Source organism: Vannielia litorea (genome assembly GCF_900142295.1).
In the GTDB taxonomy this organism is placed as follows: domain Bacteria; phylum Pseudomonadota; class Alphaproteobacteria; order Rhodobacterales; family Rhodobacteraceae; genus Vannielia; species Vannielia litorea.
The window spans coordinates 3,316,734-3,342,546 of the sequence record NZ_FSRL01000001.1 but is presented as its reverse complement, the minus strand read 5'-3'; the positions used below and the strand labels follow the sequence as shown (position 1 = coordinate 3,342,546).

25 protein-coding genes are annotated in these 25,813 nt (G+C 67.9%); 14 read left to right on the top strand and 11 right to left on the bottom strand.

The features are described 5' to 3' along the window. The first annotated feature begins 52 nt into the window (after positions 1–52). From BUR94_RS16315 to BUR94_RS16290, 6 genes are all read left to right on the top strand, one after another. The gene (locus BUR94_RS16315; protein ID WP_074257228.1) at positions 53–1,165 is read left to right on the top strand and encodes a mandelate racemase/muconate lactonizing enzyme family protein; all 1,113 of its coding nucleotides are present in this window, start codon (positions 53–55) and stop codon (positions 1,163–1,165) included. 31 nt (positions 1,166–1,196) lie between these two features. Then, entirely contained in the window at positions 1,197–2,456 is a 1,260-nt protein-coding gene (locus BUR94_RS16310) for an NAD(P)/FAD-dependent oxidoreductase (RefSeq protein ID WP_084193071.1), read from the top strand. A 130-nt stretch (positions 2,457–2,586) separates the two neighbouring features. After that, positions 2,587–3,654: an extracellular solute-binding protein gene (locus BUR94_RS16305; RefSeq protein ID WP_074257226.1), complete on the top strand. Its 1,068-nt coding sequence runs from the start codon at positions 2,587–2,589 to the stop codon at positions 3,652–3,654. A gap of 257 nt (positions 3,655–3,911) precedes the next feature. Beyond that, entirely contained in the window at positions 3,912–4,982 is a 1,071-nt protein-coding gene (locus tag BUR94_RS16300; protein ID WP_074257225.1) for an ABC transporter ATP-binding protein, read from the top strand. Beyond that, the gene (locus BUR94_RS16295; RefSeq protein WP_074257224.1) at positions 4,979–5,845 is read left to right on the top strand and encodes an ABC transporter permease; all 867 of its coding nucleotides are present in this window, start codon (positions 4,979–4,981) and stop codon (positions 5,843–5,845) included. The genes BUR94_RS16300 and BUR94_RS16295 overlap by 4 nt, the downstream gene beginning before the upstream one ends. 5 nt (positions 5,846–5,850) lie before the next feature. Next, on the top strand, positions 5,851–6,702 hold the full coding sequence (locus tag BUR94_RS16290; RefSeq protein WP_074257223.1) for an ABC transporter permease: 852 nt from the start codon (positions 5,851–5,853) through the stop codon (positions 6,700–6,702). Positions 6,703–6,705: 3 nt separating this feature from the next. Here BUR94_RS16290 and speA read toward each other — a convergent pair whose 3' ends face one another. The 5 genes from speA to BUR94_RS16265 all read right to left on the bottom strand — a co-directional run bounded on the left by speA (position 6,706) and on the right by BUR94_RS16265 (position 13,199). Further along, positions 6,706–8,601: a biosynthetic arginine decarboxylase gene (gene speA / locus BUR94_RS16285; protein ID WP_074257222.1), complete on the bottom strand. Its 1,896-nt coding sequence runs from the start codon at positions 8,599–8,601 to the stop codon at positions 6,706–6,708. Positions 8,602–8,680: 79 nt separating this feature from the next. Next, positions 8,681–9,766, bottom strand: coding sequence for a sensor histidine kinase (locus tag BUR94_RS16280; protein ID WP_074257221.1), 1,086 nt, complete (start codon positions 9,764–9,766; stop codon positions 8,681–8,683). 1 nt (position 9,767) lies between these two features. Continuing rightward, positions 9,768–10,247, bottom strand: a complete 480-nt coding sequence (locus BUR94_RS16275; protein WP_074257220.1) for a response regulator — start codon at positions 10,245–10,247, stop codon at positions 9,768–9,770. Next, positions 10,244–12,451 carry a sensor histidine kinase gene (locus tag BUR94_RS16270; protein WP_074257219.1) on the bottom strand — a complete coding sequence of 736 codons (2,208 nt, stop codon included), beginning with the start codon at positions 12,449–12,451 and terminating at the stop codon, positions 10,244–10,246. Before BUR94_RS16270 ends, BUR94_RS16275 begins: the two co-directional genes overlap by 4 nt. 19 nt (positions 12,452–12,470) lie before the next feature. Continuing rightward, entirely contained in the window at positions 12,471–13,199 is a 729-nt protein-coding gene (locus BUR94_RS16265) for a response regulator (protein ID WP_084193069.1), read from the bottom strand. Between the two features lie 169 nt (positions 13,200–13,368). Between BUR94_RS16265 and BUR94_RS16260 the strand changes: the two genes are divergently transcribed. After that, the gene (locus BUR94_RS16260) at positions 13,369–14,052 is read left to right on the top strand and encodes a DUF1045 domain-containing protein (RefSeq protein ID WP_074257218.1); all 684 of its coding nucleotides are present in this window, start codon (positions 13,369–13,371) and stop codon (positions 14,050–14,052) included. Between the two features lie 44 nt (positions 14,053–14,096). Continuing rightward, positions 14,097–14,840, top strand: coding sequence for a 3-keto-5-aminohexanoate cleavage protein (locus BUR94_RS16255; protein ID WP_074257217.1), 744 nt, complete (start codon positions 14,097–14,099; stop codon positions 14,838–14,840). A 51-nt stretch (positions 14,841–14,891) separates the two neighbouring features. On the opposite strand, the gene BUR94_RS16250 is transcribed toward BUR94_RS16255, so the two are convergent. The 4 genes from BUR94_RS16250 to BUR94_RS16235 are packed head-to-tail and all read right to left on the bottom strand — an operon-like array spanning position 14,892 to position 18,530. Further along, positions 14,892–16,028 (bottom strand): ABC transporter permease, encoded by a 1,137-nt coding sequence (locus tag BUR94_RS16250; protein ID WP_217694079.1) that lies wholly within the window; start codon positions 16,026–16,028, stop codon positions 14,892–14,894. After that, positions 16,028–16,960: an ABC transporter ATP-binding protein gene (locus tag BUR94_RS16245; RefSeq protein WP_074257215.1), complete on the bottom strand. Its 933-nt coding sequence runs from the start codon at positions 16,958–16,960 to the stop codon at positions 16,028–16,030. Before BUR94_RS16245 ends, BUR94_RS16250 begins: the two co-directional genes overlap by 1 nt. Further along, positions 16,957–17,910 (bottom strand): HlyD family secretion protein, encoded by a 954-nt coding sequence (locus BUR94_RS16240; protein WP_074257214.1) that lies wholly within the window; start codon positions 17,908–17,910, stop codon positions 16,957–16,959. Before BUR94_RS16240 ends, BUR94_RS16245 begins: the two co-directional genes overlap by 4 nt. Continuing rightward, the gene (locus BUR94_RS16235) at positions 17,907–18,530 is read right to left on the bottom strand and encodes a CerR family C-terminal domain-containing protein (protein ID WP_074257213.1); all 624 of its coding nucleotides are present in this window, start codon (positions 18,528–18,530) and stop codon (positions 17,907–17,909) included. Before BUR94_RS16235 ends, BUR94_RS16240 begins: the two co-directional genes overlap by 4 nt. 93 nt (positions 18,531–18,623) lie before the next feature. Here BUR94_RS16235 and BUR94_RS16230 point away from each other — a divergent pair, with 93 nt between their 5' ends. Beyond that, positions 18,624–19,877: an aminotransferase class V-fold PLP-dependent enzyme gene (locus BUR94_RS16230; protein ID WP_074257212.1), complete on the top strand. Its 1,254-nt coding sequence runs from the start codon at positions 18,624–18,626 to the stop codon at positions 19,875–19,877. On the opposite strand, the gene BUR94_RS16225 is transcribed toward BUR94_RS16230, so the two are convergent. Then, complete coding sequence (locus tag BUR94_RS16225; protein ID WP_074257211.1) at positions 19,874–20,380, bottom strand: anthrone oxygenase family protein; 507 nt, start codon at positions 20,378–20,380, stop codon at positions 19,874–19,876. The two genes, BUR94_RS16230 and BUR94_RS16225, sit on opposite strands and share 4 nt — an antisense overlap. A 79-nt stretch (positions 20,381–20,459) precedes the next feature. On the opposite strand from BUR94_RS16225, the gene BUR94_RS16220 reads away from it, so the two are divergent. From BUR94_RS16220 to uvrC, 5 genes are all read left to right on the top strand, one after another. Further along, positions 20,460–21,068: a TetR/AcrR family transcriptional regulator gene (locus BUR94_RS16220; protein WP_074257210.1), complete on the top strand. Its 609-nt coding sequence runs from the start codon at positions 20,460–20,462 to the stop codon at positions 21,066–21,068. Positions 21,069–21,148: 80 nt separating this feature from the next. Beyond that, positions 21,149–21,943 (top strand): S49 family peptidase, encoded by a 795-nt coding sequence (locus tag BUR94_RS16215; protein WP_074257209.1) that lies wholly within the window; start codon positions 21,149–21,151, stop codon positions 21,941–21,943. Continuing rightward, positions 21,944–22,120 (top strand): hypothetical protein, encoded by a 177-nt coding sequence (locus tag BUR94_RS20780; protein ID WP_175570483.1) that lies wholly within the window; start codon positions 21,944–21,946, stop codon positions 22,118–22,120. A gap of 3 nt (positions 22,121–22,123) precedes the next feature. Then, positions 22,124–23,089, top strand: coding sequence for a calcium/sodium antiporter (locus BUR94_RS16210; protein ID WP_074257208.1), 966 nt, complete (start codon positions 22,124–22,126; stop codon positions 23,087–23,089). 359 nt (positions 23,090–23,448) lie between these two features. Next, a complete protein-coding gene (gene uvrC, locus BUR94_RS16205) occupies positions 23,449–25,293 on the top strand; it encodes an excinuclease ABC subunit UvrC (RefSeq protein ID WP_245794505.1) in 1,845 nt (614 codons plus the stop codon). A gap of 11 nt (positions 25,294–25,304) precedes the next feature. Here the strand turns inward: uvrC and BUR94_RS16200 are convergent, their stop codons facing one another. Then, positions 25,305–25,718, bottom strand: a complete 414-nt coding sequence (locus BUR94_RS16200) for a hypothetical protein (protein WP_074257206.1) — start codon at positions 25,716–25,718, stop codon at positions 25,305–25,307. Positions 25,719–25,813 lie beyond the last annotated feature (95 nt).

Genomic DNA, 25,813 nt, shown 5'->3' with positions numbered 1-25,813 from the left:
ATCGCCAGACCGCTTGGCAAGTCTTATCGCCATGCAAAGGGAGCCGAATACAATGAGACTGACGCGGATCGAGACCTTTTCAATTCCGGAGATCGGTTTTGTCCGTGTCACCGACGAGGCCGGCAACGAGGGCTGGGGGCAGGTTTCGACCTACCAGAGCGACATCACGGCCCAGGTGCTGCACCGCCAGGTGGCGCCCCATGTGCTCGGCGTTGAATTCGACCCTGTTTCAGCCCAGGACGACCTTTTTGACCGGGCCTGGGAGAAGGAGCACAAGTTCCCCGGCTCCTACATGTGCCGCGCGATCGGCGGGGTGGAAACCGCGCTGTGGGACTTGCGCGGCAAGGTGGCGGGCAAGCCCGTGGCCGAGTTGCTGGGCGGAACTGCCGGCACTGTCCGGGCCTATGCCTCCTCCATGAAGCGCGACATCACCCCGGCCGAGGAGGCCGAGCGGTTCAGGCGGCTCAGGGGCGAGTTCGGCTTCGATGCCTTCAAGTTCCGCATCGGCGCCGAAGTGGGCCGCAACAGGGACGAATGGGAGGGGCGCACCGAGGAGATCATCCCGACGATTGCCCGCGCCGTGGGCGAGGGCGCCGCGCTGCTGGTGGATGCCAACTCCAGCTACTCTCCCGACCGGGCAATTCACTACGGCAAGATTCTGCAAGACAATGGGATCGTGCATTACGAGGAGCCCTGCCCCTATTGGGAGCTGGAGCAGACGGCGGAGGTGACGGCGGCGCTCGACATCGACGTGACCGGCGGCGAGCAGGATTGCTGGCTGCCCACCTGGCGGCGGATGTTCGAGCTGAGGGCGGTGAACGTGGCCCAGCCCGACATTCTCTACGCCGGCGGGATCGGGCGCACCCTGCGGATCGCCCGCATGGCGGAGGCGGCGGGTCTGCCGGTCACGCCCCACGCCGCCAACCTCGGGCTGGTGACGCTCTTCACCATGCACCTGCTGCGCGCGATTCCCAATGCCGGGCCCTACCTGGAGCTCTCCATCGAGGAGGCCGACTACTACCCCTGGCAATACGGGCTCTACCGCAACAATCCCTACAGGGTGGAGGGCGGCAAGGTCGAGGTGACGGAGGCGCCGGGCTGGGGCGTGGAGATCGCGCCGGAGTGGCTCGAGGCGGCCAGCCACGCGGTGAGCGAAGCCGATTGAACGGGGCACGGGGCGGATGCAGGATCGGAACATGGAGCTGAAGACAACGCCCTACTGGTGGGATGCCACGCCACTCTCCCGGATCGAGCGGGGCGACCTGCCGGCCCGGGCGGACGCGGTGGTGATCGGGTCGGGCTACACCGGGCTGCATGCCGCCCTGCAGATCGCCCGCAAGGGGCGCTCGGTGGTGGTGCTGGAAAAGGGCCGCATCGGCCAGGGCTGCTCCACCCGCAACGGCGGGCAGCTCAGCTACTCGATCAAGCCCGGCCTGCGCGCGCTGACGGCGAAACACGGGGCCGAGGTGGCCGCCGCGATCCGCGCCGAGGGGCCCGCCTCGCTCGCCTTTCTGGGCGATTTCATCACTTCCGAGCAGATCGACTGCGACTACCGCCTGTGCGGCCGGTTCGATGGGGCCGCCACCGCGCGGGCCTGGGTCGAGATGCGCCAGCAGGCCGATGGCCACGATATCATCGCCGTGCCCAGGGACAGGCAGCGCGAGGAGATCGGCAGCGACTGGTATCACGGCGGCATCGTGCACCGGAACTACGGCGCGCTGGACCCCGGCAAGTACCATGCCGGGCTCTTGCGGGCCGCGCTTCAGGCCGGGGTCGTCGTGCTGCCAGAGAGCCCGGTTGAAACCATGGACGAGGGCGAGGACGGGGTTCTGTTGTGCACGCCGCACGGGGCGATCATGGCGCGGGATGTCGTGCTCGGCACCAACGGCTACACGCCCGAAGCCGCGCCCTGGCACCGCGAGCGGGTCATTCCGATCGGCAGCTACATCATCGCCACGGAGGAGCTGCCCCGGGAGGTGATCGACCGGCTGTTTCCGCAGGACCGGATGCATTGCGACAGCCGCCGGGTGATCTACTACTACCGCGCCTCGCCGGATCGCAGGCGCGTGCTCTTCGGCGGGCGCGCGGCGGCGGGCGAGGCGGGCGCGACCACGGCGGCGCGGCGGCTGCGGGCCGAGATGGTGCGGCTCTTCCCCGAGCTGGAGAGCGTGGCGATCACCCACAGCTGGATGGGATTCGTGGCCTTCACCTTCGACAAGCTGGCCCATACCGGCGCACGCGGGCGGGTGCATCATGCCATGGGCTATTGCGGTTCGGGGATCGGTATGGCCTCCTACCTCGGGATGAAGGCAGGGCTCAGGGTGCTGGGGGACCCGGCCGGAGAGACCGCGATGATGCGGCCCGCCTTCCCGTCACGGCCGCTCTACTCGGGCGACCCGTGGTTTCTGCCCGCGGCGGTTGCAACCTACCGGATGCTCGACCGCCTTGGTTTGTAACGGCAATGTATCGGTTTGCCAGGATGCGCGAAATGGACCTTTCGGACCAAACCATTCTGGGCTTCACTCACCAAAGGCCCGCGTCAGACGGGCAGACGACCCAACAACGATCCCAACCGGAGGACATGACATGAAACCCACCTTCCGCGCCCTGCTCGCCGGAACCGCGATGGTTCTGGCCGGGGGCACCGCCAGCGCAGAGACCCTGCGCCTGCTGACATGGGGCGGCTACGCCCCCGAAGACGTGATCGCCGCCTTCGAGGCCGAGTATCCCGACATCGACGTCGAGGTGACGCTCTCGAACAATGAAGAGATGATCGCCAAGCTGCGCGCCACCGGCGGCACCGGCTTTGACCTGGCCCAGCCGAGCCATGACCGGGTCTATGCCGCGCAGGTCGAGTACAACATCTACAAGCCGCTCGACCTGTCGAAGATCGACACCGACAAGATGACCCCGAACCTGCTCGAAGGCGTGAAGGCCAACACCACCATCGAGGGCGAGGTCTACTCGGTGCCGCACCAGTGGGGCACCACCGGCATGATGGTGAACGTGGCCGAGGCGCCTGACGTGAAGAGCTGGAACGACCTCTGCGACGCGCAATACCAGGGCCGCACCTCGATGCGCCTGCGCCGCACCATCCTGCTCGCCACCGCATTCGGCATGGGCAAGGATCCCTTCGCGCTCTATTCCGATCCGGCGGCCTATCAGCAGATGCTCGACGAGGTGACCGAGAAGCTGATCGAGTGCAAGTCGGTCATCAAGACCTACTGGACCGGCGGCGACGACCTCTCCGCGCTGATGCTCTCGGGCGAGGTGGTGGCCTCGGAAAGCTGGGATTCGACCGCCTTCAAGCTCTACGGCGAGAACAAGGACATCCAGTTCGTGCCGCCGGAAACCGGTGCCTTGGCCTGGATCGACACCTTCACCATCCCGCGCGGCGGCGAGGCCGACGATGCGGCCTACAAGTGGATCAACTTCGTGCTGCGGCCCGAGATCACCAAGATGATGTCGGCCTCCACCGGCGCCATCGCCGCGGTGCCGAACGGCATCGAGCTGATGCCCGACGACAAGCGCGAGGCGATCTCGGTGGCCTTCGACCAGTCGGATCTCGATAACCTCAAGTTCTTCGCCAACATCCCGCCGGGGATCGAGGACATGGAAGGCCTGGCGCTGGAGCGCATCAAGGCTGCCAACTGAGCATGAACGGGCCGGGGCGTTCGCGCTCCGGCCCTTTTTCGACCGGGTCGAGCGTGTCCCATGCCCGATGCGCGCCGAAGGCGCCGGGCAGCGCCGACCCGCCCCCCGGGGCGGCGCTTCGGTGACGTCAGCGCTCCCCTCGGAGGGAAGATGACTATTGCACCATGAAGTGCCCCGCTCCACCGTAGCAGCGCCACCCCGCGGGTCGGCGCCGCCCGGCGCCACCGCAGCGGAAGACCAAGAAGAAAGACCCGCCCATGCATGACCTGAGCTGCCAGAACGTCACCAAGCGGTTCGGCACATTCACCGCCGTTTCCGACGTGTCGCTCGACATCCCTTCTGGCTCCTTCTTCTCGATCCTCGGGCCATCGGGCTGCGGCAAGACCACGCTGATGCGGATGATCGCGGGCTTCGAAAGCCCAAGCGAGGGCGACATCAAGATCAAGGGCGAGAGCGTGGTGAAATTGCCGCCCAACAAGCGCAACGTGAAGATGGTGTTCCAGCACCTCGCGCTGTTTCCGATGATGACGGTGGGCGAGAACATCGCCTATGGGCTGCGCTGCCGCAGGGAGCCCCGGCACGAGATCGGCCCCAAGGTGGCCCGCGTGCTGGAGCGGGTGGGCCTGCCGGGCAACGAGGACAAGAAGATCGACCAGCTCTCCGGCGGCCAGAAGCAGCGCATCGCCATCGCCCGCTGCATGGTGCTGGAGCCCGATGTGCTGCTGCTGGACGAGCCGCTCGGCGCGCTCGACCTGAAGCTCCGCGAGCACATGAAGATCGAGCTGAAGCAGTTGCAGCACCAGTTCGAAACCACCTTTCTCTACATCACCCACGACCAGTCGGAGGCGCTGGTGATGTCCGACAACGTCGCCGTCATGAACGCCGGCCGCTTCGAGCAGATCGGGGCGCCCAAGGCGCTCTATGACGCGCCCGCCTCGGGCTTTGTGGCCGGTTTCGTCGGCGATGCGACGGTGCTCGAGGGCAAGCTGGGCGAGGTGAAGGGCGGCCAAGGCCGGGTGATCCTGAAAGGCGGCGGCGAGGTGGTGGGCACCGTCTCCGACTCTGCCAAGAGCGGCGATGCGGTGGAGGTGTTCCTGCGGCCCGAGGCGCTGAAGCTCGGCGCGGGGGCCGAGGGCTGCACGCTCTCCGGCACGGTCGACAGCCTGCTCTTCAACGGGGCCTCCAGCCGCATCCTGGTGCGCTCGGACGGGCAGCTGATCGAGGTGGCCGACCCCGAGCAACGCGCCGGCGCGACCGAAGGCGAGGCGGTCAACGTGAGCTGGACCCCGGAGCGCGCCCGCATCTTCAGCCGGAGGTCCGGCCAATGAGCCGCGATGCCGGCAAGCTTTCGCTGATCCTGCTGTTCACGCCCTTCGCGCTCTGGATCGCGCTTCTCATCATCCTGCCGCAACTCGGCATCGGCTACGTGTCGATCCGCGAGAAGGTGGGGATCAACCAGTATGAGTACGGCTTCAAGAACTACATCGACTTCATCACCGAGCCGGTCTACCGCAACACGCTCCTGCGCACCGCCTGGATGAGCATCCTGGTCACCGCGCTGGCGCTGGTGATCGGCTTTCCGATCGCCTGGTACATCGCCAAGATCGCCCGCGAACGCTCGCGCGCCGCCCTGTTCCTGATGTGCCTGATCCCGCTCTGGGTCTCCGACCTGGTGCGCGCCTATGGCTGGATCGTGCTCCTGCGCGAGACCGGGGTGATCTCGATGACGCTGGTGAAATGGGGGATCATCTCGCAACCCGTCGAGATGCTCTACAACGACATGACGGTCATCATTGGCCTCGTTTACACCGTGATCCTGTTCATGATCGTGCCGCTGGTGAGCACCCTGCAGGGCATGGACGACGCGCTGCTGGAGGCGGGCTACAACCTCGGCGGCTCGCGGCTCACCGTGTTTCGCCGGATCATCGTGCCCTATGCCATGCCGGGCATCGTGGCGGGCTGCATCATCACCTTCATGCTGACCGCGGGCAGCTACCTCACCCCGATCCTGCTGGGCGGCAAGAACTCGAGCTGGTTCACCGAGCAGATCTACAACCAGTTCATCACCCGGTATAACTGGGAGAGCGGCTCGGCCTTCGGGGTCAGCCTGCTGATCTTCACCTCCTTCGTGGTCTGGGCCGGGTTGCGGCTGACCGGGCAAAGCCTGGCCACCACCGTGGCCAAGGAGTGAGCGCGATGCAGGGTTCCGCCGGGCTGATGTGGATCTACCGGGGCTACGTGGTGGCCTTCTTTCTCTACCTCGTCGCGCCACTGGTGGCGGCGGGGGTCTTTGCCTTCAACGATTCGATGTTTCCGTCGCTGCCGTGGAACGGCTTCACCTGGGATTGGTTCTTTTCGCCCAGCGAGCCGAAACTGGGCCTCTTCCACGACGACCGGCTGCTGCAGGGCATGGGCAACTCGCTCTATATCGGCGTCATCGTGGCGGCGCTCTCGGTGGCGGTGGGCACCTGCAACGCCTTTCTCTTCGTGCGCAAGGACTTCAGGTTCAAGAGCGCGCTCTACGTTCTGATGGTGGTGCCCCTGGTGATACCGGGGGTGATCCTGGGCATCTCGATCCTGGTGCTGGCCTCCACCATCGCCGGGCTGGCCGACCAGTGGTTCGGCGTGTTCCTCACCTCGCTGCGCCCCGGCATCCCGCTGGTGGTGATGGGGCAGTTCTCGTTCCTCGTCACGATCACCTCGCTGGTCATCATCGCGCGGCTTGAGAAGTTCGACATCTCGCTCGAAGAGGCGGCACTGAACCTCGGCGCGTCGCGGGCGCGCACCCTGCTGACCGTAACCCTGCCGTTCCTCTTTCCGGCGATGTTCTCGGCCTTCGTGGTGGCCTTCCTGGTCTCCTTCGAGAACTTCAACACCACGCTGTTCCTCGTGGGCTCCGACTCACCGCTGACCATCACCATGTACGATCGCATGGTGAAGGCGGGCAGCACGCCGGTGCTCAACGCCACATCGGTGGTGCTGATGCTGGGCTCGGGGCTGCTGGCGCTGCTCTCGATCTTCGTGCAGTGGCCGAAGAAATCTGCCTGAGCCTCACTCGAAGTAGGTGTAGCCGTTCATGCTGTTGCGGAAGGCCTCGATCAGCTCGCGGCCTTCCTTCGCGTCGATCCCGCCCTCCGAGATCGCGGCATCCACCCGCTTGCGGAAGGCGTCCGAGATGTCGCGCGGGGTGTATTCGACGTAGCTCAACACCTCGCTGATGGTGTCGCCCTCCAGCTCCTCCACCAGGTCGAAGCCGCCATCGTCGCGCAGGCTGATGGTGACCACATTGGTATCGCCGAAGAGGTTGTGCAGATCGCCCAGGGTCTCCTGGTAGGCACCGACGAAGAAGGTGCCGAAGTGATAGCGCTCGCCTTCGGCCACCGAATGTACGGGCAGGGTGGAGGCAGTGCCGCCGTCGAGGATGAAGCGGTCGATCTTGCCATCGCTGTCGCAGGTGATGTCGGCCAGAATCGCGCGGCGGTCTGGCGCCTCATTCAGCCGTTGCAGCGGCACCAGCGGGTGCAGCTGGTCGATCGCCCAGACATCGGGGAGCGATTGGAAGAGCGAGAAATTGCAGTGCAGAATGTCGGCGGTGGTATCGAGCTGGTCGAGAATTTCCGTTGGCCCGCCGGGCGCCTCGGCAAGGTCATGGATGCGCGACATCAGCCACAGGTAGATCCGCTCGCCCCGCGCCACCTCGCGCAGCCCGATCACCCCGCGGCGGAACATGGCCCGCAACTCGGTGCGATAGAAGTTTGCGTCGTTGATGCACTCCTGAAGCCTGCGCGGCTCGAGGTAGCGCGCGATGCCCGCCAGGTCCGACACGAGGTGGTGGTCGCCCGGCTCCGGCTCGGGCGCGCTCTCCACGTCGTAGCGGGTGGTTTCCAGCACGTCGAAGATGAGCGCGGCCGAAAGCGCCACCACGGCGCGGCCGCTCTCGGTCACCAGCGTCGGATGCGGCGCCCCCGCCTCGTCCATCGCGTATTTTACCGTTTCCACGATCGACGAGGAGTATTCGGCCACCGAGTAGTTGACCGAGGATTCCGTGGCGCGGGCCTCGCCGGTGTAGTCGATGCCGAGCCCGCCGCCGAGGTCGAGGTGGGTGAGCGGCACGCCTTCGGCCAGCAACTCGGTGAAGTAGCGGCAAGCCTCGGTGGCGGCACGGCGCACGTCGTTCACGTCGGGGATCTGGGAGCCGAGGTGCGAGTGCTGGAGCGTGAGGCAATGAAGAAGGCCGGCGGCCTTCAGCTTTTCCACAGCCGTAACCAGCTGTTCGGAATTGAGGCCAAAGGCCGAGCGGTCGCCCGAGCTTGCCGCCCAGGCCCCGCCGATCTGGTTGGTCAGCTTGATCCGCACGCCGAGCAGCGGGTCGATGCCGAGCTCCTTGGCGACGCGGATCGCGATTTCCACCTCGTTCAGGCTCTCCAGCACGATGTAGGTGTTGAACCCGGCGCGGCGCGAGAGCGTGGCGAGGCGAACGAACTCCTCGTCCTTGGTGCCGTTGCAGACGATGAGCGCATTGCGGGCAAGCGGCTGGCCGAGCGCGATGACCAGCTCGGGCTTGGAGCCCGCCTCCAGCCCGTAGCCCATCGGTGCGCCGTATTCGACCAGGCGCCGCACCACCTGTTCCTGCTGGTTCACCTTGATCGGAAACACGCCGCGATAGCTGCCCTTGTATCCCGCCCGTTCGATCGCCTCGGCAAAGCTGCCGGTCACCCGGGTGAGCCCGTATTCGAGGAACTGGGTGATCCGCAGCAGCACCGGGGTCTGGATGCCGCGCTCCGAAAGCGCCGTCATGACGCCGGGCAGGCTCACCGGCTTGGCGCCGGGGGCGAGCGGGTTCACCAGCCCGATCTCGCCACTGTCCATCACCTCCACAAGGCCGCGGCCCCAGCGGTGAACACCATAGATGGCATGGGGGGCGGTCGGGGTGTCGTGCTTGGTCACCGGGGGGCTCCTGCGGCTGGGATCGGGCTGACCGGATGGTAGAGCATCGACGCGGGGCTGCAACGGGGGTTGCGCCAGGTCAGGCGGAGCGGGCGAGGCCCTGCGTCCGGCGCGGCAGGCGAACATGGATGATCGTGCCCTCGGTCACCGAGTCATCGCACCAGATGCGCCCGCCGTGCCGCTCGACGATCTTGCGGCAAGTGGCGAGGCCTAGGCCGGTGCCGGGGATCGCCGCCGCGACGGGCAGGCGCTTGAACGGCTCGAAGATGGTTTGCCGGTACTCGGGCGGCACGCCGATTCCCCTGTCCGCGACCGAAAGCTGCACCGCCTCGGCCTCCTCGGTGCAGCGGATGGTCACCCGGGGCGGGTTGGCCCCGGCGTATTTGATCGCGTTGCCGATCAGGTTCTGCAACAGCTGCACGATCTGCGGCGCGTGGCAGGTGAGCCGCGCGTCGCCCTGCGCGCAGATGCGCGCCCCGGTCCGCTCGATCTCGGCCAGCAGCGACTGGCTGGCATCTTCGATCAGCACGGCGGCGGTGATCTCCTCGGCCACGCACTCGCGGTCGAAGTGCACATGGCCGGCGAGGCTGATGACCAGGTCGTTCAGCCGGTCGGCGGATTTGCCGATCAGCTGCACGTCGCGCTGCACATCGGTGTCGCGGCCCTCGGCGAGATCCTCGTTCAGCTTGTCGACCAGAAAGCGCATGGAGCGGATCGGGGCCTTCAGGTCGTGCACCAGCACCTCGGAGAACACCGAGAGGTCGTCGCGCTGCTCGTCGATCTGCCAGCGCATCCGCGCCAGCTTGCAGCCGGTTTCGATCACCCGGCCGAGCGCGGGGGCAGAGATGTTGCGCTTTGGCAGGTAGTCGATCGCGCCGCGCCGGATGCTCTCCTTGGCGATCTCCTCGTCGCCCTGGCCGGTCATCATGCAGATGGCGGCCCGGGGCCAGCGCTGCGCCAGCGGCGCGATGAACTCCACGCCCTTTCCGTCGGGCAGCAGGTAATCGAGAAAGATCATGTCGGGCTCGGGCATGTCGGAGGCGGTGGCCTCGGCCCCGCTGGCGGCCTCCTGCACCTCGGTATCGCCGTCGCGCTGGCCGATCAGCCGGCGCACCAGCTTGCGGTCGCCCGCGTCATCGTCGATCACCAGGACACGCAGCGCCATGTCATCCTCCGCGCGGCTGTCCGGGCTGGGTCATGTCGGGCAGGACGACGATGCGCCAGAAATGCTCGACGCCGTTGATCAGCCTCAGAAAATCCATGCCCGCGTTGCCCTTGAGCACGTAGCCCGCGACGTTCTTGTCGTAGGCGCGGGCGATGTCGGTCTCGTCCCGGGAGGTGGAGAGCATGAAGACCACGGCGCGGTTGAGCCGGGGGTCGTTGCGCAGCTCGGCCATGAACTCGTGGCCGTTCATCCGGGGCATGTTGATGTCGAGCAGGACAACGTAATGCTCGGGCGGCCGGGTGGCGCCCTCGCCGCGCAGGAAGGCCAGCGCCTCGATGCCGTCGCGCATCCGGTGCACCGGGTTGGCGATGCGGGACTGGGACAGCGCCCGCAGCACTGCCTTTGCATCGCCGTCGTCATCCTCGATGAGGATGATGTTCAGCACGTTCTGCGCGGTGGGGGTCGGCACATGGGCGTTCATGCGGCCAGGCCTTCAACGGCGGTGCCCGCGCGGCGCGGCCAGGTGAGGTGGAAGACGGTGCCCCGCGTGCCGTCCGAGATGAGCTCGATGCGGCCGCCGGCGACCTCGACATGCTTGCGCACGATGGCGAGGCCCATGCCCGAACCCTCGACCTCGTCCCGCGGGCGCAGGGTCTGGAAGATCTTGAACACCCGCTCGTGGAACGCGGGCGCAATGCCGGGGCCGTCGTCGGCAACGGTAAAGTGCCAGGCCTCCGACCGTTCGGTAAGCGAGAGCAAGACGCTGCCGTCGGGCCGGTCGTGGTGCTTGATCGCGTTGGAGACAAGATTGAGCAGCACCACCTGGAGCGGCATCAGCGGCAGGGTGACCCTGTCAAACCCCTCGGTCTCGAAATGCATGCCGGCGGGGATGTTCAGCAGGTCCGTGAGGCTGGCAACGAAATCCGGGCCGGTCACGGCCTCGTCGGGCTGGTTGGTGCGGCCGATGCGGGAGTGCTCGAGCAGGTCGTTCAGCAGGCGCTCCATCCGGCGGGCCCGACCCTGGAGAAGGGCGAGGCTCTCGCGGGTGTCGTCGGTCAGGTGCGGGTCGAGATCCTCGGCCAGCCATTGCGAGGCGTTCTGGATCACCCGGAGCGGTGCCTTCAGGTCGTGGCTGGCGACATAGGCGAACTGGTCGAGATCCTCGTTGGAGCGCCGCAGCTGGGTGACCAGCTCCGAAAGGCGGCGCTCGGCGGCATGGCGCTCGGTGATGTCGCGGACCATCCCGATGAACTTGGTCTCGCCGTTCAGCTCGGCGCGGCTGACCGAGATCTCGATCGGCACGCGGCGGCCCGACTTGTGGCGTCCGTAGATCTCGCGGTTGCCGGCCATCTTGGTGCGCTGCGGGCCGACCTGCGATCGCCCCACGTGGCCCTGGTGGCCATCGGCATCATCGGGAAACATCAGCATGGTCAGGGGTTGGCCTGCCACCTCCTCCGCCGCGTAGCCAAACATCGCCTCGGCGGCCGGGTTGATCTCCTCGATCCGGCCCTCGCCGGAGATGGTGATGAGCCCGTCGGCCATGTTGCGCAGGGTCCAGCCGAGGCGGGCGTGGCTTTGGTGCACCGCATGGGTCAGATTTTCGAAGCGGGCTCCCACCTCTGCGGCCATCAGGTGGGTGATCGCCCCGGCGAAGCCCACGAGAACGACGGTGAGCAGGGCGTGGCGGAGCACGACGCCCGCAATGGGGCCATCGAGCGCGTCGCGCTTGCCGAAGGTCATCACGCCCAGTTTCACCGGGAAGTGCAGCGTGTTGCGGATCGGCACGGAGGACAGATAAACCATCTCCTCGTCGAGGTTGGCAAATGCGTGCTCTCCCAGCCTGTTGCCCAGGGCCTCCACCTCGGGCAGGGGCCGGAAGCCCGGGTCGGTGTTGTGGTGCAAGCGCGATGTCCTGCCTTCCGGCTCGAAGATCAGGTAGTCGCCCGCGCTGTTGACCACCGCGACCCGCTGGTTGCGCAGCACTTCGGGCCGTGCGGTCTGCAGCAGCAACTCGTAATCGGCGTTGAAGACGAGCGCGCCGAACAGGCCTCCGGCGGGGCCGCGGATCGGCTGGATGAAGCGGATCGTGACTGGTCCGCCATCGGGTTTGCCATGTTCGCGGTTGTAGGTGATCTCGGAGAAATAGGGCAGGGTGGAGGGGCTGGCCTTGAGCCGGGCCAGGTAGGGCTCGGCGCCCTTGATCTGAAGCGCCTCTTCCGCCACGCGCAACGGGCCCCCGTCGCCCCGGTCGACGCGGACGAACTCGCGCCAGCCGTCCGCGGCGGTGATAAGCCGCATGTTGGTGAAATGCGGATGCACCTCCATCTTGTTGGCCATGATCACGGCCAGCCGGTCCTTCCACTGCTCGAGCGACGAGCCGTCGGCGGGGTCGATCGCATGCGGGTCGGCGCTGGCGCGGATGATCCCGGCCACGGGGGGGTGGCGTGCCAGGGTGGCGGCCTGATCCTGCATTTCGCGGAACACCCAGGAGATCTGCCCGGCATAGAAGCTGGCCCGCTGCTGGAGCGCGGCCTCCCTGGCCTGCAGGGCGGCGGCCCGCATGGTGAACACGTGGTAGGAGCCGTAGAGCAGGCTCACCGTCAGCACGACCCCCACGGCGATCAGCGTGAGTCGGCGCGACAGCACCTTGGTCGATGGGCTCTCTGCCTGGGGATTGCGGGTCATCGGGCCAGCCTGCTCCGGGTCAATGCGTGCTGTTCACGAGCTTGATGTTGCGCGCGGTCTCCAGCTTGCTCTGCTCGACGATGGACATCAGGTCATCGAGAAACACCACGAGATCCTTGCAGCCGCGCTCGAGCAGGGTCACATGGGCATCGCCCGAGGTGCCGCCCTCGGCGGCCCGCACCTTGCGGATGTGGGCGAGGGTGTTGGAGAGGATTTCGCGCATCTCCGGCCCGCAGGAGGTGAGAAACTGCTGGATCATGTGCCGCATCCGGGCCTGGAAGGCGCGGGCATCGGCGATGGAGGCATAGAACATGCGGCGCTCGAAGGCGGAGACCATCGACTTGCGCAGGTTGTCGACCGAGAGCTCCTCCTTCACCAGGTAGTCGGCGCAGCCGCGGCGCATGGCCTCCACGGCGATGGCGCGGCGGGTGACGGAGGTGAGCATGATCGGGATCACCTGGGTCTGTTCCTCGTGGCCGAGCAGCACCTTCAGCGCGTCGAGCCCGGTTTCCATGCCGAGGTTGTAGTCGATGAAGGCAACATCGAACGGCGTGTCGAGCTTCTCGCGCATTTCGGCGATGGTGTAGGCCTCGGTGATGTCGAGGTCGAGGCCGGCGCGCTCGCAGATCCGCTGGAGGCGGAGATGGTCGATATCGTCATCGTCGAGCACCAGCGCGCGCAGGCGGGTGGAGACCGCCGTCGCCGTTGCGAGCGTGGGCGCCGGAAAGGGGATTGGCTGAGTTGACATGGTGTCCTCCTGCATCCTTTTGGCAAGCTGATGCGAGGCAGGTTAGCTGCGGCGTTGTTAACATTCGGTTGCCTCCTGTGGCCGTTCGGCCTTCTCTTTCTCTAAATCTCGCCGCAGTTTGCGGGCGTGCGTCACATGGGTGTCGCAAGGGTGAACGAGGGTTCGGCGGATGGCAGGTTACAGCCGATACGCGGTGTATTACGCCCCGCCCGAGGGCCCGCTGGCGGCATTCGGCGCGGCCTGGCTCGGCTGGGATGCGGTGGCGGGCCGCGCGGTGGCGCAGCCGCGGGTGGCAGGGCTCGACATGGCCGCGCTTACCGCGGCGCCGCGCAAATACGGGTTTCATGGCACCATCAAGCCGCCGTTCCGGCTGGTGGAGGGGCAGGGTGCCGAGGCGCTGGCCGCGGCGCTGGGCGCGCTTTGCGCCACCGCGGCGCCGGTGGTGCTGGCGGGGCTTCGGCTGGCGCGGATCGGGCGGTTTCTCGCGCTGGTGCCCGAGGGCGATGCCGGGCCGCTGGCGGAACTTGCCGCGCGGGTGGTGGCAGAGCTCGACGGGTTTCGCGCCCCTGCCGGGGCGGAGGAGCTGGCGCGGCGGCGCGGCGCGGGGCTGACCGCGCGGCAGGACGCGCTGCTGCTGCGCTGGGGCTACCCCTATGTGCAGGAGGAGTTCCGCTTTCATCTCACCCTGAGCGGCAAGCTCGAAGAGCCGGAGGCCGCACGCGCCGAGGCGGAGCTTGCCGCGCGGCTCGACGGGCTGCTGCCGCGCCCGTTCCGGATCGGAAGCCTCTGCCTGTTCGGCGAGGCCGAGGACGGGCGCTTTCATCTGATCCGCCGGGAGCCGCTCGGCGCTTGACCTCGCGCCCGCCGGGCGGGACTTTGGCCGGGAGGAGACCGGCCATGCCCCTGCCCCGCCTGATGGTGGCCCCCAACGGCGCCAGCAAGACCCACGACGACCACCCGCGCGTTCCGCTGACCCTCTGGGAGGTGGTGCGCTGCGCCCGCGAGTGCATGGCGGCGGGCGCCGACGGGCTGCACCTGCACCTGCGCGACGACGAGGGCGGGCACCTGCTCGACTCGGGCGCCTACCGCGAGGCGCTGGCCGAACTGGCGCGCGCGCTGCCGGGGCTGGCGGTGCAGGTGACGACAGAGGCGGGCGGGCGCTACCTTCCGGCGCACCAGGCCCATGTGGCGCTGCACTCGGGCGCCGAGATGGTCTCGGTCTCGGTTCGGGAGATCTGCCGGGATGGCGAGGGGCTGGCGGCGCGGCTCTACGCCGAGGCAGAGGCGCGGGGGATCGCGGTGCAGCACATCCTCTACGACCCGGAGGATGCCATGCACCTCGAGCGCGTGCTGCCGGGCGGCGTGCAGCCGGAAACGCAGCTGATCTTCGTGCTGGGCCGATACGTGGCGGGACAGGTCTCGGAGCCCGCGATGCTGGAGCCCTTCCTGCGCTGGCTGGGCGGCCGGGCGGCGGATTGGGCGGTCTGCGCCTTCGGGCAGGGCGAGAGCGCCTGCCTGCGCGCGGCGAGGGCAGCGGGCGGCAAGATGCGGGTCGGCTTCGAGAACTCCCTGCTGCACGAGGATGGCTCGCTCGCCGCGGACAACGCGGCGCGGGTGCGGGCGGTGGCGGGGTTCGTCTGACAGGGCGTTCCACCGGCGCGATCGCCGGACCCCGCGGGCGGAGGCGCGGGCTCAGTCCAGCGTGCGGCGGAACCGGACGAGGGTGGCGAGCGTCAGCACGCCGGTGAAGAGCGCCAGCGCGGCGAGCGGCGCCGCCACATCTGCCAGCCCGGCGCCCTTCAGCATCACCCCGCGCACGAGCCGCAAGAAATGCGTCAGCGGAAAGATCTCGCCCAGGTATTGCGCCCAGAGCGGCATCCCCCGGTAGGGAAACATGAACCCCGAGATCAGCAGCGACGGCAGGAAGAAGAAGAAGGTCATCTGCATCGCCTGCATCTGGGTCCGCGAGACGGTGGAGATGAGGTAGCCCAGGATCACCAGCGACAGGACAAAGACGAAGACCCCGAAGAGCAGCAGCCCGAGGTCGCCGACGAAGGGGATCGAAAACATGGCGCGGGCGGCGATGAGCACCACCGCCACCTGCACCGCGCCGACCACGAGGTAGGGCACGATCTTGCCCAGCATGATCTCGAGCGGCGTGGCGGGCATGGAGAGCAGGTTCTCCATCGTGCCGCGCTCGGTTTCGCGGGTCAGCGCCATCGAGGTCATCATCACCATGGTGAGCTGCAGGATCACGCCGAGCAGGCCGGGCACGATGTTGTACTGGGTGATGCCCTCGGGGTTGTAGCGCCGGTGAACCACCACCTGCAGCTGGCTGGCGGTGCGTGCAGCGGCCTCGGCCTCCTGCCCGGTTTCGCGCAGCAGCGCATCGGCGGCAACCTGGCTCAGGGTGGAGATGGCGCCCGAGGCAACGGCGGGGTCGGAGGCGTCGGCCTCGATCAGGATCGTCGGCGCATCGCCGCGCTCGACCCGGCGCCCGAAGTCCGACGGCACGGTGACCACGAAAGACACCTCGCCCCGCGCGATCATCCGCTCGGCCTCCGCCGCCGAGGCATTGGGCGCGATGAAACGGTAATAGTCGGTCAGCTCAAGCGCTGTGATCATCGCCCGGGTGTAGCGGTCCTGGGTGGGGGCGACGAGGGCGGCGGGCAGCTCCTTGGGGTCGGTGTTGATGGCGAAGCCGAAGAGCACCAGCTGCAGCAGGGGCACGCCAAGCATCATCCCGAAGGTCAGCCTGTCGCGCCGCATCTGGATGCCTTCCTTGGCGATCAGCGTGCCGAGGCGCGCAAGGGAGAGGACCCGTGTGATCATGCCATGTTGTCCGTGCTCTCGCTCATCAGGCGGATGAACACATCCTCCAGCGAGGTCTCGGAGGCGGTCAGGGTGCAGCCGGTCTCGCGGGCCACCCGCTCGGCGGAGGCGCTGAGCGCCTTGCCGTCACGCCCGACAACATGGAGGTCGGCGCCGAAATGGGCCACCTGCTCCACGCCCTTCGCGCCCTTGAGAGCGGCCCCCGCCTCCGCCGTCTGGATCGCGGTGCCGGTCAGATGCAGGGTCGTGAGACCGGCCTCCCTCACCACCTCCTCCACGGTGCCGCGGGCCACCAGGGTGCCATAGGCAATGTAGTTGATCCGGTGGCAGCGCTCGGCCTCGTCCATGTAATGCGTGCTCACCAGCACCGTCAGCCCCTTGGCGGCAAGCGCATGGATCTCGTCCCAGAACTCGCGCCGCGCCTTCGGGTCCACCCCGGCGGTGGGCTCGTCGAGCAGCAGAAGGTCGGGTTTGTGCATGATGCAGGCGGCCAGCGCGAGCCGCTGCTTCCATCCGCCCGAAAGAGCGCCCGCCAGCTGGGTGCGGCGCGAGTGCAGCCCGAGGTCCTTCAGCGTGTCCTCCACCACCTGCCGCTTGCGGGGCAGGCGATAGAGCCCGGCCACGAACCGCAGGTTCTCCTCGATCGTGAGGTCTTCGTAAAAGCTGAACCGCTGGGTCATGTACCCCACCTTCAGCTTGATCTTGCGGCCCTCGGTGAGAATGTCGTGCCCCAGCACCCGGCCTTCGCCCCTGTCGGGGGTCAGCAGCCCGCACATCAGCCGGATCGTCGTGGTCTTGCCCGAGCCGTTCGGGCCGAGAAAGCCCGCGATCTCGCCGCGCTCCACGGTGAGCGACACGTCGTTGACCACCGTCTTGTCGCCGAAGCGCTTGGTCAGCCCCCTCACCGATATGGCGGGCTCGGCGCTCACTCGGTGCCCTCGCCAGGCAGGTCGACATCAACGATCTGGCCCGGCTTCAGCCGTGCCTCGCCGTCGGGCCGGGCCTCGACGAGGTAGACGAGCTTCTGCCGGTTCTCCAGCGAGTAGATCACCGGCGGCGTGAACTCGGGGCCGTCGGCCACGTAGTTGACCGTGGCGGTCAGCCCCGTGCCGCAGCCGTCGCAATTGACGGTAAGCCGGGAGCCGGGGGCAATCTGCGACACCGAGGTTTCGGGCACGTAGAGCCGGAGCTTCACCGCGCCGTCGCCCAGCAGCGAGAGCACGGGGGCGGAGGGGCCGGCGTTTTCACCCGCGATGCGGATGATGTCGGTGATCTGGCCGGCGACCGGCGCAGTGAGGCGCCGTTGCGACAGCGCCCACTCGGCCTGGTCGCGGGCGGCCTTCGCCCCCTCGACCTGCGCCTGCGCCGCGGCGATCTCTTGCGCACGGGCGGGCAGGCGGGCGACGGCGAGCTGGGCCTCGGCCTCGGCCACGGCGGCGCGGGCGACCTCTGCCGCCGTCGCCGCATCGTCGCGCTGGGCGGAGGTGGCCGCGCCGCGCTCGGCCAGTTGCGCCATGCGGCCCGCCTCGCGCTCGGCCTCGGCCTCGCGGGCGCGGGCCGAGGCAAAGGCGGCTTCGAGCACCTTCATCTCTTCCGGGCGCTTGCCCTCGGTCAGGTTGGCAAGCTGGTTTTGCGCCTGTGCCAGCGCCGCCTCGGCCTGGGCCAGGGCGATCTCGGCATCGCGGCTTTCCATCTCGACCAGCAGGTCGCCGGGCATGACGCGGTCGCCGCGCGCCACGGCAACGCCGCGAACCTGCGCCGAGGCGATGGGGGCCACCAGCGTGTATTCGCCCTCGACATAGCCGGTGGCAAAGGGCAGCGGCGGGGCGCAGCTGGCAAAGAGGGCGGAGACCACGGGGATGGCGCAGACGAAGCTCATGGCCGGCTCCTTTCGAGGGCGGCATGGAGATGCTCGGCCAGCGTGTCGGCTATTGCCTCCGCCTCTGAAGGCCCGGCGGCGCCCCAGTCCATGCGGCGCAGCACGAAGGCCCGGTTGATGCGGAAATAGACGATCTGCCCGATAAAGGAAAACACCGCCAGCCGGGTGGCCTCGCTCTCGGCGGGCTGGCCAGTAGCGACCGACCAGAGATGGCAGAGCATCCGGTGGCGCGGCAGGAACAGACGGTCATAGAGCACCTCGGAGGCCGCGCCGCCCTCGGTCAGCACCCGCAGCACGAAGGGCACGATCTCGCCCGCGGCGTCGGCGGTGAACATGAAGGAGACCGCCCGGCGCAGCAGCGCCTCCAGCGCGTCACGCGCGGTCTGCGGCGAGGCGGCCGCCGCGACGGGCGGCTCCGAGAGCTGCCCCATCCGGCGGGCGACCTCGTCGAGGCAGGCCTCGTGCAGCCCGGCCTTGCCGCCGAAGTGATAGGCGATGGAGGCCACGTTGGTGCCTGCCTGCGCCGCGATGGCGCGGGTGGAGGCGGCGGCATAGCCCTGTGCCCCGAAGAGCCGCAGGCCGGCATGGAGGAGGGCGTCGCGAGTCGGGGTGTTGTCCATGTTCGAGTATTGATCAAACGATTGATCAAAAGCAAGTGTCGCTTGTGACGCACCGGCGCAGGGCATAGATCGGGGGCAGGCAAGGAGGCGCATATGCTGGGCAACAAGGCTGAGTTGATCGAAGAGGTTCGGGCGCGGTTCGCCCATGTCGGGACCGACCCGTTTACCGGCGAGCGGATCTTTTTCGAGAACGCGGGCGGCGCGCTGACGCTGAAGAGCGTGGTCGAGACCTCCGCCACCTATGCCGCGATCCCCGACAACCAGGGCCGCGACAACCCGACCTCGGCGCATCTCGTTGCGGTCATCGCCAAGGCCAAGGCTGACGCAGCCTGCTTTCTCAACGCCCGGGGCGGGCAGGTGATCGTGGGCGAGAGCGGCACCGAGCTGCTGTTCCGCCTGGCGCGCGCTGCCTGCAACGCGTGGCGCGGGAAAGGCGGCAAGGTCATCAGCTCGACGATGGAGCACCCGGCCAGCCGTTCGGCGGCGGCCCTGGGCGCCGAGGCCGCCGGGCTGGAGCATGTCGTGGTGCTCCATGACGACGCCAGCGGCACCGTCGGCCCCGAGGCCTATGCAACGGCAATGACACCCGACGTGCGGGTGGCCACCATCGTCCACGCCTCGCCGGTCACCGGCATGGGCATGGACGTGGCGGCGATTGCCGCGGCGATCCGCGCCGTCTCGCCCGAGTGCACCATCATCGTCGACGGCATCCAGCACGCTGCCCATGGCCATGTCGACGTGGCGGCCGCGGGCGTCGATGGCTACGTCGTCTCGCCCTACAAGATGTTCTCGCGCCACGGCTTCGGCCTGGCCTGGCTCTCCGACCGGCTCGCCGCCTGCCCGCATGACACGCTTCAGGGCGGCGGCTCCTGGGAGATGGGCACGCGCGACACCGGCGCCTATGCCGCCTTCTCCGACGTGATCGACTATTTCACGTGGCTTGGCGAAGCCCTGGGCGAGACCGGCGACCAGCGGGCCAGAATCGAGGCGGCCGCGCGGGCGATCCACGCCCATGAGTGGGATTTGACCGAAGCCATGCTGCGCGGCACCGGCAACCAGAAGGGGCTCACCGAGCTGCCCGGCGTCACCGTGCTCGGCGGGGCCGACAACCCGGCGCGGGAGGGGCTTGTCTCGCTGGTGGTCGAGGGGCAGAGCGCGGAGGAGCTGGTCTCGGCCCTGCGCGAGCGCGGCATCCGCACCCATGCCCGCAAGGCCGACCACTACTCGGGCAACGTGCTGACCCCGCTCGGATACGACGGCTGCCTGCGGGTCTCGATGTGCCACTACAACACCGAGGGCGAGGTGGCCGCCTTCCTCGCCGCGATGGCCGAGATCACCGGGGCCTAGGCTCCGGCCTGCCGCGCCGCCAGCAGGGCCGCGCCGGTGAGCGCGAGCCCGAGGCCGGTGAGCGCGGTGCGGATCTGGTTCCAGACCTGCCAGGGGGCGGAATACTCGGCCCAGATCGCCGCTGCACCGCTCTCGATCTGCGCCTCGGTCACGAGGGCCAGCGCCTCGTTCATCGGCACGTTGACCACCATGGTGAGACCCGTGCCGCCGCAAAGAACCACAAGACCGGCCAGCGCCAGCAACACCGCGACCAGGGCGCGCTGGCCGCTTCGCCAGGCCAGCAGGGCGGCGACCAGCAGCACCGGCCCGGTGGCAAAGAACGCTGGGGCGAACACCGCATTGCGGACAGAGGCGTTCATGGCCTGCATGGCCCGGATGGCAACCTCCGGCGCTGCGGCGTCGAGCCCCCACATGGTCGAACAGACCCAGGCATAAAAGAAACCGAAGAGCGCTCCGTTGAGCAGAAGCCCCAGAAGAGCGGTGAGGCGGAAGGCTTGGGTCATCGAGATATCCGTACAGTAAGTTACGCTTGCGCCTAATCCGTAACCATGTATACGGTAGGCTGTCAACAGGGGATGGCGGATGCGCGACGAAACCCGGGCGAAGCGGGAAGCCGAGATCATCGAGGCGGCCTATGTGCTGCTGGAGCAGAAGGGCGCGGCAGGCATGTCGATGCTGGCCGTGGCCAAGGCGGCGAAGGCCAGCAACGAGACGCTCTACAACTGGTACGGCGACAAGCTCGGCCTGTTCCGCGCCATGGCCGCACGCAACGGCGAGGCGCTGGTGGCGCGGCTGGAGGCGGCGCTGGCCGAGGACGCCTCGCCGCTCGAGGCGCTCGATGGCCTCGGCCCCGTGCTGCTCGACCTCCTCACCGCCCCCCGCGCCGTGGCCCTGGCCCGCGCCGCCGCTGGCGACCCGACCGGGAGCCTCGGGGCCGCACTCGCCGAGGCGGGCCGGAGCCGCGTGCAACCGATGATCGAGGCGCTCTGCCAGAAGGCGCTCGACGAGCGCGCACTGAAGGGCGGCGACGCGGCGACGATCTGCGAAACCTATCTCGCGCTCCTGCTGGGCGACAGCCAAATCCGCCGCGCCATCCACGCCGCCCCGCCCCCGTCCCGCGCCGAGATCCGGTCCCGCGCCGACCGGGCCTTGATGCAGACCTGGCGGCTCTTTGCCCGCGAAGACCGCTAGGGGCCGCGCCGTCCCTGCACATGTGAACGTTTCGTCACCCGGCCTTGCTCCGGCATCTGCGCGCCCTTACATGAAGCCCCATGCGCCTGCCCATTCCCTTTGCCCCGCGCCCGCCGCTGGTGTCGGTGATCCGCCTTCAGGGCGCGATTGGCATGGGCGCGCGCGGCATGAACGATGCCGCCATGGCCGCGCCGATCGAGCGCGCCTTTCGCAAGGGTAAGCCTGCCGCGGTGGCGCTCCAGATCAACAGCCCCGGCGGGTCGCCCACCCAGAGCGCCCTGATCGCCGCCCGCATCCGCCGCCTGTCGGAGGAAAAGGGCGTTCCGGTCTTTGCCTTCGTCGAGGATGTCGCGGCCTCGGGCGGCTACTGGCTGGCCACGGCGGCCGACGAGATCATCGTCGACGCCAACTCCATCACCGGCTCCATCGGTGTGATCTCGGCGAGCTTCGGGCTGACCGAGTTCATCCAGAAGCACGGCATCGAGCGGCGGGTGCATACCGCGGGCGAGAGCAAGAGCTTCATGGACCCGTTCCGCCCCGAGAAACCCGAGGACGTGGCCAGGCTGAAGGCCCTCCAGAAGGTCATCCACGGCAACTTCATCGACCAGGTTAAATCGCGCCGCGGCCCCCGGCTGGCCGAGGGTGCAGACCTGTTCACCGGTGACATCTGGGTCGGCCCGCAGGCTGTCGAGGTCGGGCTGGCCGATGCAGTCGGCCACCTCGTGCCCACCATGAAGGCCCGCTTCGGCGACAAGACCCGTTTCATCGTGCACGGCCCGCGCCGCAGCCTGCTGCGCCGCCTCGGCGCCGAAGCGGTGACCGGGGCCGTCGGCGCCGCCGAAGAGCGGGCCATGTGGGCGAGGTTCGGGCTCTAGATGCTGCTGAAGGCCGTCATCTTCTTTCTTGCCGCCATGGGCGTGCTGGCCATCTTCGGCAAGAAGAAGGTCACCAGGCGCAAACCCCCGGCCAAGCGGGTCGAGACCGCCAGGAAATGCCCCAAATGCGGCGCCTTCCGGATCGGGACGGGCGATTGTGCCTGCGGAAAGAGCTGAGCCATGACCGTTGATCTCCTGATCGCGGGCCTCGGGCTCGTCATCCTGCTGCTTGCCGGTGACGCGCTGGTGCGGGGCGCGGTGAACATCGCGCTGCGCCTGGGCATCCCGGCGCTGATCGTCTCCCTGACGATCGTGGCCTTCGGCACCTCCGCGCCCGAGCTGCTGATCTCGGTCAAGGCGGTGCGCGACAACGCCGGCGGGCTGGCGCTGGGCAACGTGGTGGGCTCGAACATCGCCAACGTGCTGCTGGTGCTCGGCGTTCCGGCGCTCATGCGGGTGCTGGCCACAAGGGATCACGACACCCGCCGCAGCTTCGTCTTCATGATCGCGGCCACCCTGCTGTTCATCGCCGCCTGCTTCTTCGGCCCGATCCGCTGGTGGCACGGGCTGGTCCTCGTGGCGGCCCTCTCGGGCGTGCTCTGGGATGCGATCCGCACCGCCCGCAGCCACCGCCGCACGACCGCGAGCCAGGATTACGGCGCCGACGACGCGGAAGAGCTCGAAGGTGCCGACCCGTCGATGCCCTGGTGGAAGATCGGGGTCTTCACCGTGCTGGGCCTCGTCGGCCTGCCGCTGGGCGCCGATCTGTTGGTCGACAGCTCGGTGCGCATCGCCACCGTGCTGGGCGTCTCCGACACGGTGATCGGGCTCACGCTGGTGGCCATCGGCACCTCGCTGCCCGAGCTGGCCACCACGGTCATGGCCGCGCTGCGCAACCAGGCCGACGTGGCGCTGGGCAACGTGATCGGCTCCAACATGTTCAACCTGCTCGCGATCATCGGTCTCGCCAGCTTTGTCGGCCCGATCCCGGTGGACCCGGAGATCCAGAGGTTCGACCTCTGGGTCATGCTGGCCGCCGCCCTCGCGCTCATCCCCTTCGTTTTCCTGCGGCAAAACATGGGCCGCCTGGTGGGGGTCGTTTTCAGCCTGCTTTACGTGGCATATCTTGTGGTCGTGGTGTCCTGACCAGAGGGCTCCGCAAGTTGCCGCAACGTCCGCCAGGGTCCTGACAAGCCCGGCACGAGAGGTTGGGCAAGCAGAGTTATCCATCAACGCGCGAACTGTCACAAAACCGTTAAAAATTCCCTAATGATTTCATTTATTTACGGAGCTGAAAGAATAATTCGGTGCGATATCAACGCGTTACGTATACGCCTAAAAAATAGGCAAAGGCCGGAATCCGCCGATATACAACGGGAATTCTTGGCTCCCCGAGAATTCTCCCAAGACTTATCCACAGAAACGGTGGAGAGCTTTCCTCTTGCCCCTGCCCCCCTACCATTGCAGCCATGATAGGGAATCATGATCAAGATCAAGTAGGCGCCATGGATACCGGTCACGAGGTCATACGCGCGCAGTTGCGCCATCTCGACGGCTCGCCCGGCGTCTATCGCATGCTCGATGTCGAGAGCCGCGTGCTTTACGTCGGCAAGGCGCGCAACCTGAAGGCGCGGGTGAGCTCCTATGCGCGGCCCACGGGCCACAGCCCGCGGATCGAGCGGATGATCTCCGAGACCGCCTCAATGATGTTTCTCACCACTGCAACGGAGACCGAGGCCCTGCTGCTGGAGCAGAACCTCATCAAGCAGCTGAAGCCCAAGTTCAACGTGCTGCTGCGCGACGACAAGAGCTTTCCAAACATCCTCGTGGCCAAGGATCACGCCTTTCCGCAGATCAAGAAGCACCGGGGCGCGAAGACCGAGAAGGGCGCCTATTACGGCCCCTTCGCCAGCGCGGGCGCGGTGAACCGCACGCTGAACCAGCTGCAGAAGGTCTTTCTGCTGCGCAACTGCACCGACGCCACCTTCGAGACCCGCACGCGCCCCTGCCTGCTCTACCAGATCAAGCGCTGCTCGGCGCCCTGCGTGGGCCATATCAGCGAGGCCGATTACGGCGCGCTGGTGGGCGACGCCGAGCGGTTCCTCCAGGGGCGGTCGACCAAGGTGCAGGCGCAGCTGGCCGAGCAGATGCAGGCGGCCTCCGAGGCGATGGAGTTCGAGCGGGCCGCCGCGCTGCGCGACCGCATCCGCGCGATGACGGCGGTGCAGACGACGCAGGGGATCAACCCGCGCTCCACGCCGGAGGCCGACGTGATGGCGCTGCACATGGAGGGCGGGCAGGCCTGCGTGCAGGTGTTCTTCATCCGGGCCGGCCAGAACTGGGGCAACCGCGACTACTACCCGAGGCTCGGCGGCGCCGAGAGCCCGGCGGAGGTGCTTCAGGCCTTCGTGGCGCAGTTCTATTCCACCAAGGAGCCGCCCCGGCTGGTGCTGCTTTCCGACGATATCGAAGACCGCGAGATCATGGAGGAGCTGCTGACCGAGGCCGCGGGCCGGAAGGTGGAGGTGAACGTGCCCCAGCGCGGCGAAAAGGCCGAGCTGGTGGCGGGCGCCCTGCGCAACGCCCGCGAGAGCCTGGCTCGCAAGATGAGCGAAAGCGCGGCGCAGTCGAAGCTGCTCAAGGGCCTGGCCGAAGCCTTCGACCTCGCCGGGCCGCCCCGGCGCATCGAGATCTACGACAACTCCCACATCCAGGGCACCAACGCCGTGGGCGGCATGGTGGTGATGGGCCCCGACGGCTGGGTGAAGAGCCAGTACCGCAAGTTCAACATCAAGGGCGAGGAGCTGACGCCGGGCGACGACTTCGGGATGATGAAGGAGGTGCTGTCGCGCCGCTTCAAGCGCCTGTTGAAGGAAGACCCCGACCGCCAGTCCGAGGCCTGGCCCGACCTGCTGCTGATCGACGGCGGCGCGGGGCAGGTGAGCGCCGTGGCCGAGATCATGGCGGAGCTGGGAGTGGAGGACGTGCCCTTCATCGGCGTCGCCAAGGGGATCGACCGCGACGCCGGCAAGGAAGAGTTTCACCGCACCGGCCAGCGCCCCATGGCGCTCCGCCACAACGACCCGGTGCTCTACTTCATCCAGCGGATGCGCGACGAGGCGCACCGCTTCGCCATCGGCACGCACCGGGCCAAGCGGGCAAAGGCAATGACAGCCACGCCGCTCGACGAGGTGCCGGGGGTAGGGGCCACCCGCAAGCGGGCCCTGCTGGCGCATTTCGGCTCCGCCAAGGCGGTGAGCCGCGCGGCGCTGGCCGACCTGAAGGCGGTGGAGGGAATCAGCGAGGGGCTGGCGCAGAAGATCTACGACTTCTTCCACGAAAAGGGCTGAAGCCGGGGCGGTTACGCCCGCCGCAGCCGCTCCTCCCACATCACGTAGCGCCCGAGCGCGTTCTTCTGGCTCGAGCCGAGCACATGGCAGCCCCCGTTCTCGAACAGATGGGTGGCCTCGACCGTGGCATTGGGCACCGGCAGGGTGAAGTGCAGCGCGCTCTGGGTGTAATACCCCAGGCCCTGCGGCATGCCCTGGATCTCGAAGGTGAGGATGCCGGGGGCGGTGGCCTGCATCGGGATCTCCATGACCACATCGGGGGTCTTCTCCTCGACGAAGACATGGCGGAACCGCAGCCACAGCCCGAGTTCGCCCTCGGGCGCCAGTTCGAGCTCGACAGTGTAGGCGTGGCTGTCGCCCTTGCCATCGGCCCAGCGGCCCGTGCCGCTGTAGCGCCCCTGCGCCTCCTCGAGTAGTCCCGGCATATCGGTGCTCCCCTGTCCACCGCGAGCATAGCACGAATCGCGCCGCCGCGAGCGTTGCACTGGCGTGAAATCGTGCCACTTCCGTGTTCCGGGCC

Bases quoted from the DNA above. Each gene is read 5' to 3' on its own strand.
- BUR94_RS16315 (WP_074257228.1), top strand. From the start codon at position 53: ATGAGACTGACGCGGATCGAGACCTTTTCAATTCCGGAGATCGGTTTT.
- BUR94_RS16310 (WP_084193071.1), top strand. From the start codon at position 1,197: ATGGAGCTGAAGACAACGCCCTACTGGTGGGATGCCACGCCACTCTCC.
- BUR94_RS16305 (WP_074257226.1), top strand. From the start codon at position 2,587: ATGAAACCCACCTTCCGCGCCCTGCTCGCCGGAACCGCGATGGTTCTG.
- BUR94_RS16300 (WP_074257225.1), top strand. From the start codon at position 3,912: ATGCATGACCTGAGCTGCCAGAACGTCACCAAGCGGTTCGGCACATTC.
- BUR94_RS16295 (WP_074257224.1), top strand. From the start codon at position 4,979: ATGAGCCGCGATGCCGGCAAGCTTTCGCTGATCCTGCTGTTCACGCCC.
- BUR94_RS16290 (WP_074257223.1), top strand. From the start codon at position 5,851: ATGCAGGGTTCCGCCGGGCTGATGTGGATCTACCGGGGCTACGTGGTG.
- BUR94_RS16280 (WP_074257221.1), bottom strand. From the start codon at position 9,766: ATGGCGCTGCGTGTCCTGGTGATCGACGATGACGCGGGCGACCGCAAG.
- BUR94_RS16275 (WP_074257220.1), bottom strand. From the start codon at position 10,247: ATGAACGCCCATGTGCCGACCCCCACCGCGCAGAACGTGCTGAACATC.
- BUR94_RS16270 (WP_074257219.1), bottom strand. From the start codon at position 12,451: ATGACCCGCAATCCCCAGGCAGAGAGCCCATCGACCAAGGTGCTGTCG.
- BUR94_RS16265 (WP_084193069.1), bottom strand. From the start codon at position 13,199: ATGTCAACTCAGCCAATCCCCTTTCCGGCGCCCACGCTCGCAACGGCG.
- BUR94_RS16260 (WP_074257218.1), top strand. From the start codon at position 13,369: ATGGCAGGTTACAGCCGATACGCGGTGTATTACGCCCCGCCCGAGGGC.
- BUR94_RS16255 (WP_074257217.1), top strand. From the start codon at position 14,097: ATGCCCCTGCCCCGCCTGATGGTGGCCCCCAACGGCGCCAGCAAGACC.
- BUR94_RS16240 (WP_074257214.1), bottom strand. From the start codon at position 17,910: ATGAGCTTCGTCTGCGCCATCCCCGTGGTCTCCGCCCTCTTTGCCAGC.
- BUR94_RS16235 (WP_074257213.1), bottom strand. From the start codon at position 18,530: ATGGACAACACCCCGACTCGCGACGCCCTCCTCCATGCCGGCCTGCGG.
- BUR94_RS16230 (WP_074257212.1), top strand. From the start codon at position 18,624: ATGCTGGGCAACAAGGCTGAGTTGATCGAAGAGGTTCGGGCGCGGTTC.
- BUR94_RS16225 (WP_074257211.1), bottom strand. From the start codon at position 20,380: ATGACCCAAGCCTTCCGCCTCACCGCTCTTCTGGGGCTTCTGCTCAAC.
- BUR94_RS16220 (WP_074257210.1), top strand. From the start codon at position 20,460: ATGCGCGACGAAACCCGGGCGAAGCGGGAAGCCGAGATCATCGAGGCG.
- BUR94_RS16215 (WP_074257209.1), top strand. From the start codon at position 21,149: ATGCGCCTGCCCATTCCCTTTGCCCCGCGCCCGCCGCTGGTGTCGGTG.
- BUR94_RS20780 (WP_175570483.1), top strand. From the start codon at position 21,944: ATGCTGCTGAAGGCCGTCATCTTCTTTCTTGCCGCCATGGGCGTGCTG.
- BUR94_RS16210 (WP_074257208.1), top strand. From the start codon at position 22,124: ATGACCGTTGATCTCCTGATCGCGGGCCTCGGGCTCGTCATCCTGCTG.
- uvrC (WP_245794505.1), top strand. From the start codon at position 23,449: ATGGATACCGGTCACGAGGTCATACGCGCGCAGTTGCGCCATCTCGAC.
- BUR94_RS16200 (WP_074257206.1), bottom strand. From the start codon at position 25,718: ATGCCGGGACTACTCGAGGAGGCGCAGGGGCGCTACAGCGGCACGGGC.